General features: G+C 63.4%; 14 protein-coding genes. 12 read left to right on the forward strand and 2 right to left on the reverse strand.

Annotated elements, in window-relative coordinates; all coding sequences use genetic code 11:
* Window positions 1-70 precede the first annotated feature (70 nt).
* The 11 genes from CLU85_RS05720 to CLU85_RS05770 all read left to right on the forward strand — a co-directional run bounded on the left by CLU85_RS05720 (window position 71) and on the right by CLU85_RS05770 (window position 11,080).
* Window positions 71-655 carry a DUF3305 domain-containing protein gene (locus CLU85_RS05720; RefSeq protein WP_100409446.1) on the forward strand — a complete coding sequence of 195 codons (585 nt, stop codon included), beginning with the start codon at window positions 71-73 and terminating at the stop codon, window positions 653-655.
* Window positions 648-1,406, forward strand: a complete 759-nt coding sequence (locus CLU85_RS05725; RefSeq protein WP_100412390.1) for a DUF3306 domain-containing protein — start codon at window positions 648-650, stop codon at window positions 1,404-1,406. The genes CLU85_RS05720 and CLU85_RS05725 overlap by 8 nt, the downstream gene beginning before the upstream one ends.
* On the forward strand, window positions 1,366-3,438 hold the full coding sequence (locus CLU85_RS05730; protein ID WP_100409447.1) for a 4Fe-4S binding protein: 2,073 nt from the start codon (window positions 1,366-1,368) through the stop codon (window positions 3,436-3,438). The genes CLU85_RS05725 and CLU85_RS05730 overlap by 41 nt, the downstream gene beginning before the upstream one ends.
* Window positions 3,435-4,070, forward strand: a complete 636-nt coding sequence (locus tag CLU85_RS05735; RefSeq protein ID WP_100409448.1) for a molecular chaperone — start codon at window positions 3,435-3,437, stop codon at window positions 4,068-4,070. Before CLU85_RS05730 ends, CLU85_RS05735 begins: the two co-directional genes overlap by 4 nt.
* Before the next feature lie 148 nt (window positions 4,071-4,218).
* Window positions 4,219-4,428 (forward strand): formate dehydrogenase, encoded by a 210-nt coding sequence (locus tag CLU85_RS05740; protein ID WP_100409449.1) that lies wholly within the window; start codon window positions 4,219-4,221, stop codon window positions 4,426-4,428.
* Window positions 4,429-4,442: 14 nt separating this feature from the next.
* Window positions 4,443-7,409 (forward strand): formate dehydrogenase subunit alpha, encoded by a 2,967-nt coding sequence (locus CLU85_RS05745; protein WP_100409450.1) that lies wholly within the window; start codon window positions 4,443-4,445, stop codon window positions 7,407-7,409.
* Window positions 7,410-7,438: 29 nt separating this feature from the next.
* A complete protein-coding gene (gene fdh3B, locus CLU85_RS05750) occupies window positions 7,439-8,056 on the forward strand; it encodes a formate dehydrogenase FDH3 subunit beta (RefSeq protein WP_100409451.1) in 618 nt (205 codons plus the stop codon).
* Window positions 8,053-8,295 (forward strand): hypothetical protein, encoded by a 243-nt coding sequence (locus CLU85_RS05755; protein ID WP_198509141.1) that lies wholly within the window; start codon window positions 8,053-8,055, stop codon window positions 8,293-8,295. The genes fdh3B and CLU85_RS05755 overlap by 4 nt, the downstream gene beginning before the upstream one ends.
* Before the next feature lie 8 nt (window positions 8,296-8,303).
* Window positions 8,304-9,515 (forward strand): formate dehydrogenase subunit gamma, encoded by a 1,212-nt coding sequence (locus tag CLU85_RS05760; RefSeq protein WP_100409453.1) that lies wholly within the window; start codon window positions 8,304-8,306, stop codon window positions 9,513-9,515.
* A gap of 11 nt (window positions 9,516-9,526) precedes the next feature.
* A complete protein-coding gene (locus tag CLU85_RS05765; RefSeq protein WP_100409454.1) occupies window positions 9,527-9,916 on the forward strand; it encodes a hypothetical protein in 390 nt (129 codons plus the stop codon).
* Between the two features lie 213 nt (window positions 9,917-10,129).
* Complete coding sequence (locus CLU85_RS05770; protein ID WP_100409455.1) at window positions 10,130-11,080, forward strand: formate dehydrogenase accessory sulfurtransferase FdhD; 951 nt, start codon at window positions 10,130-10,132, stop codon at window positions 11,078-11,080.
* Between the two features lie 278 nt (window positions 11,081-11,358).
* On the opposite strand, the gene CLU85_RS05775 is transcribed toward CLU85_RS05770, so the two are convergent.
* Together CLU85_RS05775 and CLU85_RS05780 are read right to left on the reverse strand one after the other, a co-directional pair.
* Entirely contained in the window at window positions 11,359-11,925 is a 567-nt protein-coding gene (locus tag CLU85_RS05775; RefSeq protein ID WP_157803914.1) for a GGDEF domain-containing protein, read from the reverse strand.
* Window positions 11,829-12,962 (reverse strand): cache domain-containing protein, encoded by a 1,134-nt coding sequence (locus CLU85_RS05780; protein ID WP_100409457.1) that lies wholly within the window; start codon window positions 12,960-12,962, stop codon window positions 11,829-11,831. Before CLU85_RS05780 ends, CLU85_RS05775 begins: the two co-directional genes overlap by 97 nt.
* Before the next feature lie 395 nt (window positions 12,963-13,357).
* Here CLU85_RS05780 and CLU85_RS05785 point away from each other — a divergent pair, with 395 nt between their 5' ends.
* The gene (locus tag CLU85_RS05785; protein WP_100412391.1) at window positions 13,358-15,010 is read left to right on the forward strand and encodes a C13 family peptidase; all 1,653 of its coding nucleotides are present in this window, start codon (window positions 13,358-13,360) and stop codon (window positions 15,008-15,010) included.
* The last annotated feature ends 40 nt before the right edge of the window (window positions 15,011-15,050 follow it).

Raw genomic sequence — 15,050 nt, forward strand, 5'->3', positions numbered from 1 at the left:
CGCACCCCGGCGGCGGGGCTTTGCGGGCGTTGCGGCCCGCACTCGCTGCCACCGGGTAAAGTCTGCGCCCATGACTGAGCGCCCCTACACCGACGTTGCCGTGATCATGCGGTGCGAGCACATCGACAACCGCTGGCAACCCTGGCGCTGGTCGCTGGCCGAGGTGGTGATCAACGAGCCCGCTTTTGGCACCGAGCCCCGGCAGATCATCCAGGACGAGCGCGAGCAGCGCTGGCTGTTTCCCGGGTTCCGGGTCGAGCTTTTTCGGGATGATGCGGAGGGGTATCACCTCAACCTGACCTCGCCCGCCCCCTGCTGGTTTGTGATGTGGCGCCGCGACGATGACACCGGCACGGGCGAGATTCCGCTCGCTCGCCCGGTGGCGGTGAGCCTGAGCTACCACGACGCCGGCCGCTGGCTGGACGCGCAGGAATCCGTGGAGCAGGTGCCTGCTCCGCCCGAGGTGGTAGAGACACTGAACGCCTTTGTGGCGGAGCATTACCAGCCCGAGCCCAAGCGCCGCAAGCGGCCGGACAGCTTCCGGCCGTTGCAGGACCGGTTTGGCAACCCCGCATCCATTTCCACCGAAAAGCAGCGTGGAGGTGGGGGCGGCGGTAGCGGTGGCGGCGGCAACGCAGGAGGTGGCCGTGGCTGACGGATTTCTGGGCCGCTGGTCGCGCCGCAAGCAGGAGGTGCGTGAGGGCAAGCCAGTGGAAGAACCGCCAGCGCCGACTTTGTCACCACCCGCTTCGGTGTTGTCACCGGCTGCAGCATCCGCAGGGGCCACCGGCACGCCCCAGCCTGTGGTCGAGGGCACAGCACCCGTTGCCGAGGCGCCGCCGCCAACCTTGGCCGACGCCCAGGCGCTCACCCCCGCCTCTGACTTCAAGGCCTTTGTGGCCCGCGATGTGGCGCCCGAAGTGCGCAACCTGGCCATGAAGAAACTTTTTGCCGATCCACACTTCAACGTGATGGACGGCCTGGACATCTACATCGGCGACTACACCCAGCCCGACCCCCTGCCCGAAGGCATGTTGCGCAAAATGACCAGCGCCCATGCGCTGGGTTTTTTCGACCATGAAAAAGACGCCGAGGCCGATGCATCGCCCGGTGCGCTGGTTGAAGGCGTCGCCACGGACGCCGGGGCGCAGGCCGATTCAATAGCCCCTGCCGTTGCTCAGCCTCGGGATGATGCGGAGGAGGAAACACCTCCAGTCGTGGCACAGTCCGAGGTATGCAACGCTATTCCTAGCGCCCCCAACAGCGAGCTTGAGATGGCCCCCCGCTCCGACCCGAACGCGGTGGCCCTGCCAGCCAGCCACACAGAACATGACCACGACGCTCATCTGCGACTGCAACCAGACGATGCCCCTCAACGCCAAGGCGTTGGGCGCGGCACTGCATGAAGACCTGACCCTCCACTCCACCCTGTGTCGGCGCGATGCGGGGGCCTATCAAAAAGCCATCCGGTCGGGCGATCAGGTGGTGGTGGCCTGCACACAAGAGCAACGCCTGTTTGCCGACCTGGGCCAGCAGACCGAAGGTGCGGTGTCCCCCATCCGGTTTGTGAACATCCGCGAAACCGGGGGGTGGAGCCGCGACGCTGACAAGGCCAGCCCCAAGATCGCCGCACTGCTGGCGGCTGCACATTTGCCTGAGCCGCAACCCGTGCCCACGGTCACCTACAAAAGCACGGGTCGCTTGCTCATCATCGGGCCGCTGGACCAGGCCGAGCAGGCGGCAGCCCTGGTCTCCGATGTGCTCGATGTGACGCTGTTTACGCAGGGCCCCGGCAATGCGGGTGGCGCGCAGGCGCGGCGTTTTCCGGTGCTGGGCGGGCGCATCACGGGCCTCACAGGATGGCTGGGTGCGTTTGAGTTGCAGTGGGCAGCCGACAATCCCATCGACCTCGATCTGTGCACGCGCTGCAATGCCTGTGTGGCCGCCTGCCCCGAGAACGCCATTGGCCTCGACTACCAGATCAACATGGCGGCCTGCAGTTCGCACCGTGACTGCGTGAAGGTGTGCCAGGTGGCGGGCGCCATCGATTTCACCCGCGATGCCGCTGCCGCGCAGACCGAGCGTTTTGACCTGGTGCTGGACCTGCGCGCGGCCACCGCCACACCCACCTTCTTGCAGCATGCGGTGCCCCAGGGGTATTTCTGCTGGGATGGGCGTGACATGGCCACGCTGCTCAAGCTGCGCGAGCTGGTGGGTGAATTTGAAAAGCCCAAGTTTTTTGTCTACAAGCAAAAACTCTGCGCCCACAGCCGCAACGAAACCGTGGGCTGCAATGCCTGTGTGGACATCTGCTCTGCCGAGGCCATTGCCAGCGACAAGAGCCGCCAGCAAATCAAGGTGAACCCCAACCTGTGTGTGGGCTGCGGCGCCTGCACCACCGTGTGCCCCACGGGCGCGCTGACCTATGCCTACCCCAGCGCGACGGAGCAGGGTGCCAAGCTCAAAACCCTGTTGTCGACCTACACCGCCGCGGGCGGCAAAGACGCCGTGCTGTTGTTGCACAGCCAGGAGCGTGGTCAGGCGCTGGTGGAGGAACTGGGCCGTGCTGCCCAGCTGAAGCTGGCGCAGGGCGTGCCCGCCCACGTCATCCCGGTGGCGTTGTGGCACACGGCCAGCACCGGGGTGGATCTGTGGCTCAGCGCCGTGGCCTATGGCGCCTCTCAAATCGTGGTGCTGGCAACCCATGAAGAGGCGCCGCAGTACCTGGATGGCCTGCAGGCGCAGATGGATGTAGCGCAGAGTCTGTTGCGCGGCTTGGGCTACACCGGCACGCATGTGCAGCTGCTGCGCGCCACGCACCCCACCGAGCTGGATGCCGCATTGCAGGCCTTGGGCCAGACGCGCCAGAAGACACCGGCCGTGGCCGCGCGTTTTGCGGTGGCGCAGGAAAAACGCAGCACGCTGGAGATGGCTCTGGACCACCTCATCGAGCAGGCCCCAACGCCGATGGCCGAGCGGCCAGAGGCGATTGCCTTGCCGGTTGCCGGATCGCCACTGGGCACCATCGAGGTCAACAAAGACCGCTGCACCCTGTGCCTGAGCTGCGTGAGCGCCTGCCCGGCCAGTGCGCTGCAGGACAACCCGCAGCTGCCGCAACTGCGCTTCATAGAGAAGAATTGTGTCCAGTGTGGCCTGTGTGCCACCACCTGCCCCGAAGACGCCATCACGCTGCAGCCCCGCCTGCTGCTGACGCCAGAGCGAGCGCAGTTGCGCGTGCTCAATGAGGCCAAGCCTTGGGCCTGTGTGCGTTGCAGCAAACCTTTTGGCACGGTCAAAGCCATTGAGGCCATGCTGGGCAAGCTGTCGGGCCATCCCATGTTTCAGGGTGAGGCGCTGGAGCGCCTGAAGATGTGCAGCGACTGCCGCGTGATTGACCTGTATTCCTCCCAAAGCGAAACGAAAGTGACCGACCTGTGAGCGCCCAACCTGCTTCTTTGACATCTCCCGGTGGCAGCTCGGCGCTGGACGAGGAAACCGCACGTGCCGAACTCTATGGCCTGCTCTCGCAGCTGTATTACGCCGCACCGGGTGCTGAGCTGCTGTCCGCGTTGCGCGTGGCGGTGACCGAGGCGCCCGCCGACGGTGGCTTTCTGCAAGAGCCCTGGCAACAGTTGGTGGGCGCCGCCCGTGAACTGAGCGACGGCGCGATTGCGCAAGAGTTCGACCGCCTCTTTGGTGGTGTGGGCAAACCCGAGGTTTTTTTGTACGGTTCGCACTACCTGAGCGGGTTTCTCAACGAGAAGCCGCTGGCCCGCCTGCGCACCGATCTGGACCGGCTGGGACTGGCACGCGACGAGTCCATGTCAGAAACCGAGGACCACATCGCCTACTTGTGCGAAGTGATGCGCTACCTGATCGCTGGGGACGATGTGGCTGTCTGCAACCTGACGGCGCAGCGCGATTTTTTTGCAACACATCTGCAGCCCTGGGTGCTGTTGCTATGTGATGCCCTGGCGGCCCAACCGCAGGCACGTTTTTATGCTGCTGTGGCCCTGTTCACGCGGGCTTTTGTGTCAGTAGAAACCCAGGGCTTCGACATGATGGAGTAGTCCTTGGAGTCCGCAGAAACCCTGATGCGGGCGCTATAAAAGATGAGTGCATTAGTGGGAGGTGTAAAGCTCGATTGCAGGGTTTTACACACTGACATAGACTCGTATGAATTCCGTTTCATAGCTGCCAGCCATTCTGGAGACAAGCATGCAGAACCGCCAGCCCAATTCCTCACGCCGGAGCTTCTTCTCCGGCGCTGCCACTGTAGGGGCTGCAGCCGCAGCCGTTGTGGCACTCCCCCAGGTTGTTCCCTCCGATGCCACGGTGTCCGAGCCTGCTCGCGTGGTGCCTGAAAAGGGTGGTGGTTACCACCTGTCTGCCCACGTCAAGCAGTACTACAAAACCACCCAACTCTGACAGCGGGGCGCACCATGTTGCTTACCAAGAAGTCTTCCCAGGCTGTGCAGGCGTCGTCGTCTGCCTCGCCTTTTGTTCATAGCCTGCGCCGTGGCCTGTCACAAGCCCTGCCCACGATGGACCGGCGCTCCTTTCTGCGCCGCTCCGGCCTGGGTGTGGGAGTGGGCATTGCTGCGTCGCAGCTCGCGCTGGTCAAAAAATCCAACGCTGCCGAAGGTGCCAAGGTCGGCCTCGGCGACAGCAAGATCGAAGTGCGCCGCACCGTGTGCACCCACTGCTCGGTGGGCTGTGCAGTGGATGCTGTGGTTGAGAACGGTGTGTGGGTGCGCCAGGAGGCGGTGTTTGACTCGCCCATCAACCTGGGCGCCCACTGCGCCAAGGGTGCGGCTCTGCGCGAGCACGGCCATGGCGAGTACCGACTGCGCTACCCCATGAAGCTCGTCAACGGCAAGTACGAGCGCATCAGCTGGGACACGGCCCTGAACGAGATCACGGCCAAGATGCAGGAGCTGCGCAAGGCCAGCGGCCCTGACAGCGTGTATTTTGTGGGCTCGTCCAAACACAACAACGAGCAGGCTTACCTGCTGCGCAAGTTCGTGAGCTTCTGGGGTACCAACAACTGTGACCACCAGGCACGCATCTGCCACTCGACCACTGTGGCGGGCGTGGCCAACACATGGGGCTACGGCGCCATGACCAATTCGTACAACGACATGCAAAACAGCAAGGTCGCTTTGTACATCGGCTCCAACGCGGCAGAGGCCCACCCGGTGAGCATGCTGCACATGCTGCACGCCAAGGAAACCGGCTGCAAGATGATTGTGGTGGACCCGCGCTTCACCCGCACGGCCGCCAAGGCCGATGAATATGTGCGCATTCGTTCGGGCACGGACATCCCCTTCCTGTTTGGCCTGCTGTACCACATCTTCAAGAACGGCTGGGAGGACAAGAAGTACATCAACGACCGTGTCTATGGCATGGACAAGGTCCGCGATGACGTGCTGGCCAAGTGGTCGCCCGACAAGGTGGAAGAGGCCTGCGGCGTCAAGGAAGACCAGATGTACAAGGTCGCCAAGATGCTGCACGACAACAACCCCGGCACCATCGTGTGGTGCATGGGGCAGACGCAACACACCATTGGCAACGCCATGGTGCGCGCCTCGTGCATCTTGCAGCTCGCGCTGGGCAATGTGGGCAAGAGTGGTGGTGGCACCAACATCTTCCGCGGCCACGACAACGTGCAGGGTGCGACCGACGTGGGGCCAAATCCTGACTCGCTGCCTGGCTACTATGGACTGGCCGAAGGCTCGTGGAAGCACTTCGCGGCGGTGTGGGGTGTGGACTTCGAGTGGATCAAAAAGCAGTACGCCACCCCCGCGATGATGTCCAAGAACGGCATCACCGTGTCGCGCTGGATCGACGGCGTGCTGGAGAACAATGAACTCATCGACCAGGACTCCAACCTGCGCGGCGTGTTCTTCTGGGGCCATGCACCCAACTCGCAGACGCGCGGCCTCGAAATGAAGCGGGCCATGGACAAGCTCGATCTGCTGGTGGTGGTGGATCCATACCCATCGGCCACCGCCGCCATGGCCGCCATGCCTGGCAAGGCCGAAGACCTGAACCCCAACCGCGCGGTGTATCTGCTGCCAGCGGCTACGCAGTTTGAGACCAGTGGTTCGTGCACGGCCTCGAACCGTTCACTGCAGTGGCGCGAGAAAGTGATCGAGCCGCTGTGGGAGAGCCGCTCCGATCACATGATCATGCACCAGTTCGCCGAGAAGCTAGGCTTTGCTGCTGAGCTGTCCAAGAACTACAAGATGCAGAAGGTCAAGGGCATGGACGAGCCCATGGTCGAGGACATCTTGCGTGAAATCAACAAGTCGGTCTGGACCATTGGCTACACCGGCCAGAGCCCTGAGCGCCTGAAGGCCCACATGAAGAACATGCACCTGTTCGATGTGAAGACCCTCAAGGCCAAGGGCGGCAAGGACAAGGACACCGGCTACGATTTCACCGGTGACTACTTTGGTCTGCCCTGGCCCTGTTTCGGCACACCAGAACTCAAGCACCCCGGTTCACCCAACTTGTACGACACCTCCAAGCATGTGATGGAGGGTGGCGGCAACTTCCGGGCCAACTTTGGGGTGGAGAAGGACGGCGTTAATTTGCTGGCCGAGGATGGATCGCACTCAGTGGGCAGCGAGATCACGACGGGCTACCCCGAGTTCGACCATGTGCTGCTCAAGAAGCTGGGCTGGTGGGACGATCTCAGCGATGCCGAGAAGGCCAAGGCCGAAGGCAAGAACTGGAAAACCGACCCCACGGGCGCGATCATCCGCGTGGCCATGAAACATGGCTGCCACCCGTTTGGCAACGCCAAGGCACGCGCCGTGGTCTGGAACTTCCCCGATGCCATTCCGCAGCACCGCGAACCGATCTACGGCACCAGGCCAGAGTTGGTGGCCAAGTACCCCACCCACGATGACAAGAAGGCTTTCTGGCGCTTGCCCACGCTCTACAAGAGCATTCAAGACAAGAACGTGGCCGACAAGGTGGCCGAGAAGTTTCCGCTCATCCTCAGCTCGGGTCGCCTGGTCGAGTACGAGGGGGGTGGTGAGGAGACCCGTTCCAACCCCTGGCTGGCCGAATTGCAGCAGGAGTCGTTCGTCGAGATCAACCCCAAGACGGCGGCCGATCGCGGCATCCGCAATGGTGAACGCGTGTGGCTGAGTTCGCCCACAGGCGCGCGCCTGAATGTGCAGGCACTCGTCACAGAGCGCGTGGCGCCCGACACAGTGTGGATGCCCTTCCACTTCTCGGGCCGCTGGCAGGGCGCGGACATGCTGGCGTATTACCCCAAGGGTGCGGCGCCCGTGGTGCGCGGTGAGGCCGTGAACACGGCCACCACCTATGGCTACGACAGCGTGACCATGATGCAAGAAACCAAGACCACGATCTGCAACGTGGAACGTGCGTGAGCGCGCGGCACTGACCAGGAGACAGAACAATGGCACGAATGAAATTCATCTGCGATGCAGAGCGCTGTATCGAATGCAACGGCTGCGTCACCGCCTGCAAGAACGAGCATGAGGTGCCGTGGGGCGTGAACCGCCGCCGCGTGGTCACCCTCAACGACGGTGTTCCTGGCGAAAAGTCCATCTCGGTGGCGTGCATGCATTGCAGCGATGCGCCCTGTATGGCCGTCTGCCCCGTCAACTGCTTTTATCGCACCGAAGAGGGTGTGGTACTGCATGACAAGGATGTGTGCATTGGTTGTGGCTACTGCAGCTATGCCTGCCCCTTTGGCGCACCGCAATTCCCATCGTCGGGCACCTTTGGCGTGCGCGGCAAGATGGACAAATGCACGTTCTGCGCCGGTGGTCCTGAGGCCCACGGCAGCCAGGCCGAGTTTGACAAATACGGCCGCAACCGCCTGGCTGAGGGCAAGTTGCCCGCCTGTGCCGAAATGTGCTCCACCAAGGCCCTGCTGGCTGGCGATGGCGATGTGGTGGCGGATATCTTCCGCAACCGCGTAGTGCAGCGTGGCAAGGGTGCCGAAGTGTGGGGTTGGGGCACGGCCTATGGTTCGCAACAGGCAGGCCAGCCTGCAGGAGGCAAGTCATGATGCAGCGCCTTGTTCCCGCAACCCTTGTCGCCGCTGCGGCCCTGATGGTTTTGACCGCCTGTGGCGAAAAGCCCCAGACCGGTACCGGCATTCGCAGCGATGCCCCTGCCTATGCCGGCACGGGCAGCAACTTCATGCAGCCCGGCTGGAAGGCCGGAGACAAAGCCGCTTGGGATGCCCAGTTGAAGGCGCGCCAGCAGTACGGCCAGAACGAATACACCCGCACACCGGCGAAGTGAGGTCCACCATGAAACACATCATGTGGTCCCTGGCGTTTGTGGCTGGCTTGGCCTGGGGGCCTGCGGGTGCCCAGGCCCCTGCAGCGCCCGACGCCGCAGCGCCTGCGGCAACCGCCGCCACTGTTACCACTGGCGGTATCCAGAGCCAGAACATCTTTCAGGTCAAGCCCGATGCAAGCTCTGACCCGAAGTATGCCGAGCAGACCAACGGCGAGCGCATGAAGGTGCAGCCCGGCAACAACGCGCCCATGTGGCGCCAGGTGGGGCAGGGCGTGACAGGCTACAGCAGCCTGCCCACAACCCAGGCTCCCGAAGCAGGCAACCTGATCCAGCCGTTTGTGACGTACCCCGGCTCGCGTTTCACCAACGCGGGCGAGGCCTGGCGCCAGGTGCGCAACCAGTGGATCATTCCCTACGGCGCGGCGCTGTTTGCTATCGTGCTGTTGGCGTTGGGCATCTTCTATTTCGTCAAGGGCCCCCTGGGGCACGAACACGCTGAAGGTGCGAACGCCCGCCGCATCGAACGCTTTACGCCGTTCGAGCGTGCAGCGCACTGGGCCAACGCCTTTGCGTTCATCGCGCTGGCTCTTTCGGGCATCGTCATGGCGTTCGGCAAGTTCTTTCTCTTGCCTGTGCTCGGCAGCACCTTGTTTGGCTGGCTGACCTACGCGCTCAAGAACGTGCACAACTTCATGGGACCGCTGTTTGCCGTGTCGCTGCTGGTGATCGTCCTCACCTTCATCAAGGACAACATCGCCAACCGTGCCGACTTCGTGTGGCTTTCCAAGGGCGGTGGCATGTTGGGCGGCGACCATCAAGTGCCGTCGCACCGCTTCAATGCGGGCGAGAAGGGCTTGTTCTGGTGGGGCATCACCATCCCTGGCATTTTTGTGGTGGCCACGGGCCTGGTGCTCGACAAGCTCATTCCTGGCTTTGGCGATGTGCGTGGCGACATGCAGATCGCCCACATGATCCATGCCACCCTGGCCATCTGGATGATGGCGCTGATCTGCGGCCATATCTACATGGGCACCGTGGGCATGCGCGGCGCCTACAAGGCCATGCGCACGGGCTATGTGAGCGAGGCATGGGCCAAGGAGCACCACGAACTCTGGCACGACGATGTGCAGGCCGGCAAGATCCCCCGACAGCGCAGCGCCAGCCCAACGGCGGTCGATGCTGCTGCTACACCATCAGCGGGCCAGCCCGCGCAGGTATGAGGTTTCGCACCATGACGCAAATTTTCCGTTCTTCTTTGTTGGCGCTGTGCGCTGTCAGTGTGTGTACGTTGGCCTCGGCCAAACTGCCAGCCCCCTCGCCCGAGGCGGCCGCCAAGGCTGCGGAAGCCGGTGCCAAGACCGCTTGGGCGGGCAAGGTGGACAACTACAAGCTCTGCCTGTCGCAAGACAAGGTGGCGGCGCATTACCGCAAGACCACTCCATCGGCGAAACCTGCCACAGCAGGGGGGGCCGCTTGTGCAGACCCCGGTCCCTTCGCCTACACGCCACCCGCAGCCAAACCTGCTGAGGCCGCAGGCGCCCATTCGCCACCGGGCACGGCCAGCAGCCCACCCAGCACCCAGGTACCCGCAGCAGTGGCCATCCCCGCGTCCAAGTCCTGACCGGCGGCGGTACGGTCTGCGCGCCGGGCTGCAAGCCGCGTCCACCTCGGGGTGGCGCGGCTTTTGTTTTTTGGGTGGCTTGCTGCGCCTGCTGGCCTGTGCATGATGCCCTCCGCAGCGCCTCTTGCGTTTCGCGTCCATCCGTACCTTGGTAGCCATTGCCACCCCCACCGCTGCCCCCTTCACAGCGCGGTAGTGCGTATATTCACCCCCATGACCAGCCCCCTGCCGTCTTCAAGTTCAACCGCTGCGCCCGCTGTACCCGCGCTGCCGCGCCTCACGCAGGCCCATGCACCCCTCACCCACCATGTGGAGGTGGTGAACGAACTGGGTGAAAGCGAGCAGGTACAGATCCCTGCCGAGCGCCCCCTCACCATCTATGTGGACAACCGCGAGTTGGTCACCCTCATGACGCTGGGCGCGCAGCCCGAGTTGCTGGTGCTGGGCTACCTGCGCAACCAGCGCTTGGTCGAATCGGTGTTCGACATCGAATCCATCACTGTGGACTGGGAGGTCCACGCCGCCGCCGTGCGCACGCGCCACGGGATTGCACGCATCGAAGAGCGCACCGCCAGCAAGGTGGTCACTACGGGCTGCGGCCAGGGCAGCGTGTTCGGGGGCCTCATGGACGAGGTGGACCGCATTGCGCTGCCTGAAGCGCAGCTCACGCAGGGCCAGCTTTACGGCATCGTCAACGCCATTCGCCTCAAGGAGAGCACCTACAAATCTGCCGGCTCGGTACACGGCTGCGCGTTGTTCCAGGGCGAGGAGTTGCTGACTTTTGTGGAGGACGTGGGCCGCCACAACGCCATCGACACCATCGCAGGGTGGATGTGGATGAACCCCGAAGCCACAGCATCCGACGGCAGTGCCGCCAACGCCCAGGTCGCGATGTCAGGCGCTGACAAAGTGTTCTACACCACGGGCCGCCTGACCAGCGAGATGGTCATCAAGTCCGCCCAGATGGGCGTGCCCATCGTGGTCTCGCGCAGCGGCATGACACAGATGGGGCACGCCGTGGCGCAGCAACTGGGCCTGTGCGCCATAGGGCGGGCGACCAATCGCAGGTTTGTCTGCTACAGCGGCACGCACCGGTTGGTGCTTCAGCCGGAGTTGGCGCAGCCGGTGGTGGTGGCTGGGGCGAGGGGTGGTGTCGGGGTTTGAGACGCTGGAGGGCGGGTGACTGTGCCTGACCCGTTGCTGTGCTTCGGCGCGCCAAGGTGGGCGCTGACTCTGTAGCGTTTATCGGCCTTGGCGATTGAGCCATCAACACACGACCTCGACCACATCGCCGTCATACGCGCCCTAAAACTCCCGAGCCTGGCGCCATGCGTCATGCAGTGCATCTGCAGCAGGCTGAGCAATATTCCCGTCCGTTGATTTTGAAGCAAACCAGACCATCAAGGGTTGGTGGGGTGCGTCAGACCTGTTTCAGCGGTGCCCTAAGTGGCCGTGCATACGCGGCCTTTGCCAGCCGCCTTGGCTCTGTACATCGCATGGTCGGCCTTGTGCAGCAGCGTATCCACATCCGTTGCCGTGCTTGGAAAGTGAGATACGCCAATGCTGGCGGACACCTCGGCCTGATTCCCGCCAATAAGGTAGGGTTGCGAGACCCGTTCCACCAATTGATTCGCGAACATGCGTGAGTGTTCCAAGTCTGAATGGATCAAGGCCACAGCAAACTCGTCACCGCCAAGCCGCGCACAAATGTCCGATGCCCTGCACGCCTTGGCGATGCGCTGCGACACCTCGCGCAACAGTTGATCTCCGGCAGCATGTCCCAGCGCGTCGTTCACTGCCTTGAAGCCGTCCAGATCGATGAAAAGAATGCAAAGCTCTTGGCGGTTGCGGTCGCAGAGGGCCAGATTTTGGACAATGGAATGATGAAAGAGTGTTCGATTGGGCAGCCCTGTCAGACTGTCGTGATGGGCGTTGTACTGGGACTTTCGAAGCGTGACCGATGCCTGAAGCAGCGCCTGGCGCATTGCGTTGGCTTCTTTGAAGTGCAAGGGGGGATATCCAACTCGGCACCGGACACGAGTTCCATGGCGGGCTGCGCCAGGGCCGTGATGGATTTCGCCACCCGCCCTCCAACGAACCAGGCCAGCCACAAGCCCAAGCCAAGTGCGCCAGCGGTAGCAAGGATCAGTCGCGTCAACGTATGGCGCAGCCCGGCGGTCAGTTCAGTCTTGGGAATGCCCAAGGCGACACCCCATTGGGAAACAGGCGATTTGCTGTAGGCCGTCAATACCGGTATGCCGTCCAATGTGATCGAATCCACGCTGCCTTCGTTGGACGTCTGCATGCGTGCCAGCAGGCTGGGTGACACGGGCTTTCCAAGAAATTTTTCGACCTCGTGTGAGCGCGCCACGACTCTGTGGGTGCTGTCCGTGATGACAACCCGCCAAGTCTCGGGAAATGCGTGGGCTTGCAGCAATGCCATGAACTGCTGGTAGGTGAAGATGGCATTGAGAGAATAGGCGATTGAACCATCGATCCTTACCGGAACACCGACGGTGAAGATTGGCTGGTTGGTGATTGGTCCCAGGAACAGATCGGAAACGCCCGGCTCTCCTGTTTCCAGAATCCGCTCCAGGAGCTTGGGGTCCGCAACCTTGGGAAGCGAATCACCATACGGGCGGCGCGTCGAAAGAAGAATCTGGCCAGATCTGTCGAGGACCAGAATGCTGTCTGCCCGCACGTTTGCCAGTGCCTCAAGTGCGCGGCGGTGAAAACCCTCCATGTCACCCGTTGCCAGGCGGTGTGAGGTGCTCAGTGCGAAGAGCGCTGATTGGGTTGCGGCAAACTCCCGATCCACCGCGAGGACAAAGCCTTGTGCGCGGTTGATGGCATTTTTGGAAAGTTGGCTCTGCTCGCGCTCGTAGTAGCTGACGAACAAAAAAGCCGCCACCAAGGAGATCGGAAGGACACACACGACAACAAGGAGGGCCAGCGTGGCCCGAATGCTGGGGGCCGCATTCCACTGAATGCCCCAAAATCTCCAGGGCCACGGTGTCGAGCGCTGAGTCTGAGGTGAGGATTCCATGTCGATTTTTGCGTTGTAGTGCGCGAATGGGCGATTTGAATCGAATGCCTGGATTGAGCTGCTGGGATTGGGCACCCAGCGTACCCCATGGTAGAGCCAAGGTGGGCAGGGTGCGGAACACTCACCGCGTTGGGGCTCCATTTGTGCATGCGAGGATGACACAACCCCAAGCGAGTGTTTGGCGTTCAGACAACGCGCGCAGTTGCGCGGTGGCTCAGATTCGTGGGGGTCCTCGACCATCGGCCAGGTGATCGAGTGATCGAGTGACGCAAGGGCATCTGCGACGTGTGGCAGTTATGGGCGCCAGGGGCCCCCACCAAAAGGGCGTCCGCCATGCAACCCATCCCGACCGCGGCCATCCATCGCCCGTCATTCCCCAATGGCATGATGCGCGCATGAAAGACCTGAACGCCAGCAGCAGCACTTGGGCCGACACTTTGCCCAGCCAATGGGGCCCTGAACTGGCCCAGGCCGAGATGGAGGTTCCGTTGAGTCGGTCATCGCAAGACCCGCCACTGCAGCACTCGGCCCGGCCCATTGCCACCTCGGAACGCCTCTCGATGCTGGGCTGGATGCGCGAGGGTCTGCGTGCTGCGCTGTTCCTGCCGCCCCGCACGGCGGCGGCCACACCAACGCCCTGGCAGCTGCTGGTGCTGTCACTGGTGGGCGGCGCCCTGCTGGTGGCGGGTGCGCGACTGCAGGTGGAGGGGGCGGCGCAGTTCAATCTGCGTGGGTGGCTCACGCCGATGTGGAGCAGCCTGGTGTTGCTGTGGTTGGCCTGGTGGGCCATGGCGCCTGCCCAGCGTGCGGGTACTGACCCGGCGGCGGCGTTTTTGCCGCCGGCCGCGGGTGTGCCTGCACCCACGGGCGGACTGGCCGCGTGGTATGTGTTGACGGCCTGGGCCCCGCTGGCGCCCATGTTGGTGCTGTATGCCCTCATGGCCACGGCCGTACACCGGCCCGGCCTGTGGGATGGCTCGGTGGCGGCCGTTGTTTTCTGGGTGGCTTATGGCGTGCTTACGGTATGGGTGCTGGCTGCTTTGCTGGTGGTGAGTGCACGCTTTATCCGGTCCGGGGTGCGCACCGCAGTGTTTGCCGTGGCCATGGTGGCGGTGATCGGGGTCGGCATGTGGCAGTTCCAGGACCAGCCCTGGGAGCCGAGTGCCCAGGCCGTCGCCGATGCGTCCGCGCAGTCTGCTGACGGGGAGGCACAGACCCCGGAGCCCGAGCCGCTGGCGTTGACACAAGCGGTGTTTGAAGACCAGCAAGCGCTGTGGCAGCAGCAGTTGGATGCCTTGGCGCCGGAGCGCCCTGGGGTGGTGGATGTCTATGGGCTGGTGTTTGCCCCATATGCCGACGAGAACGTGTTCCGCCGCGAGAGCACCATGGTCAGCGCCCTGCTTCAGGAGCGTTTTGATGCGCAGGGCCGGGTGCTGCACCTTCTCAACCATGCCGACACCGCTGAGACCCATGCCTGGGCCACGCCCGAGAACCTGCAGCGGGCGATTGCCGCGCTGGCGGCGCGCATGGACCGTGGGCACGATGTACTGGTGGTGTACCTGACTTCGCACGGCGCACGCGACCACGCGCTGGCGGCCTCGCACTGGCCACTGCAGGTGGCGCCCGCAACCCCTGAGATGCTGCGCGCGGCGCTGGACGCAGCGGGCATCCGCAATCGGGTGATTGCAGTGTCGGCCTGCTTCTCGGGCGGATGGATCGAACCCCTGGCCACTGACAGCACCCTCATCATGACGGCGGCCGATGCCACGCACACCTCATATGGTTGCGGCAGGTTGTCGGAGCTGACCTTCTTCGGCCGCGCCGTGTTCAACGAACAACTGCGGCAGACCCATTCGTTCACCGAAGCGTTTGCCAAGGCCGTGCCGCTGATCCAGCAGCGCGAGGTAGAGGCCGGCAAGGCCGATGGATTCTCCAACCCACAGATCCGCGTGGGCAAGCAGATCACCCCGGTGCTGCAGGCACTGGCGCAGCGCCTGGATGCCGCGGAGGTGGGTGCGGCAACCACCACGGCCAGCGCAAAACCCTGATCCAAACACCCCCACGGGGTGCGAACCCGTTCGCTTTGCG

The sequence above is a fragment of the Acidovorax sp. 69 genome (assembly GCF_002797445.1).
Lineage (GTDB): Bacteria > Pseudomonadota > Gammaproteobacteria > Burkholderiales > Burkholderiaceae_C > Acidovorax.

Coding starts and splice junctions, on each gene's coding strand:
- CLU85_RS05755 (WP_198509141.1), top strand. CDS start 8,053: ATGATGCAGCGCCTTGTTCCCGCAACCCTTGTCGCCGCTGCGGCCCTG.
- fdh3B (WP_100409451.1), top strand. CDS start 7,439: ATGGCACGAATGAAATTCATCTGCGATGCAGAGCGCTGTATCGAATGC.
- CLU85_RS05730 (WP_100409447.1), top strand. CDS start 1,366: ATGCCCCTCAACGCCAAGGCGTTGGGCGCGGCACTGCATGAAGACCTG.
- CLU85_RS05765 (WP_100409454.1), top strand. CDS start 9,527: ATGACGCAAATTTTCCGTTCTTCTTTGTTGGCGCTGTGCGCTGTCAGT.
- CLU85_RS05720 (WP_100409446.1), top strand. CDS start 71: ATGACTGAGCGCCCCTACACCGACGTTGCCGTGATCATGCGGTGCGAG.
- CLU85_RS05740 (WP_100409449.1), top strand. CDS start 4,219: ATGCAGAACCGCCAGCCCAATTCCTCACGCCGGAGCTTCTTCTCCGGC.
- CLU85_RS05745 (WP_100409450.1), top strand. CDS start 4,443: ATGTTGCTTACCAAGAAGTCTTCCCAGGCTGTGCAGGCGTCGTCGTCT.
- CLU85_RS05770 (WP_100409455.1), top strand. CDS start 10,130: ATGACCAGCCCCCTGCCGTCTTCAAGTTCAACCGCTGCGCCCGCTGTA.
- CLU85_RS05785 (WP_100412391.1), top strand. CDS start 13,358: ATGAAAGACCTGAACGCCAGCAGCAGCACTTGGGCCGACACTTTGCCC.
- CLU85_RS05760 (WP_100409453.1), top strand. CDS start 8,304: ATGAAACACATCATGTGGTCCCTGGCGTTTGTGGCTGGCTTGGCCTGG.
- CLU85_RS05780 (WP_100409457.1), bottom strand. CDS start 12,962: ATGGAATCCTCACCTCAGACTCAGCGCTCGACACCGTGGCCCTGGAGA.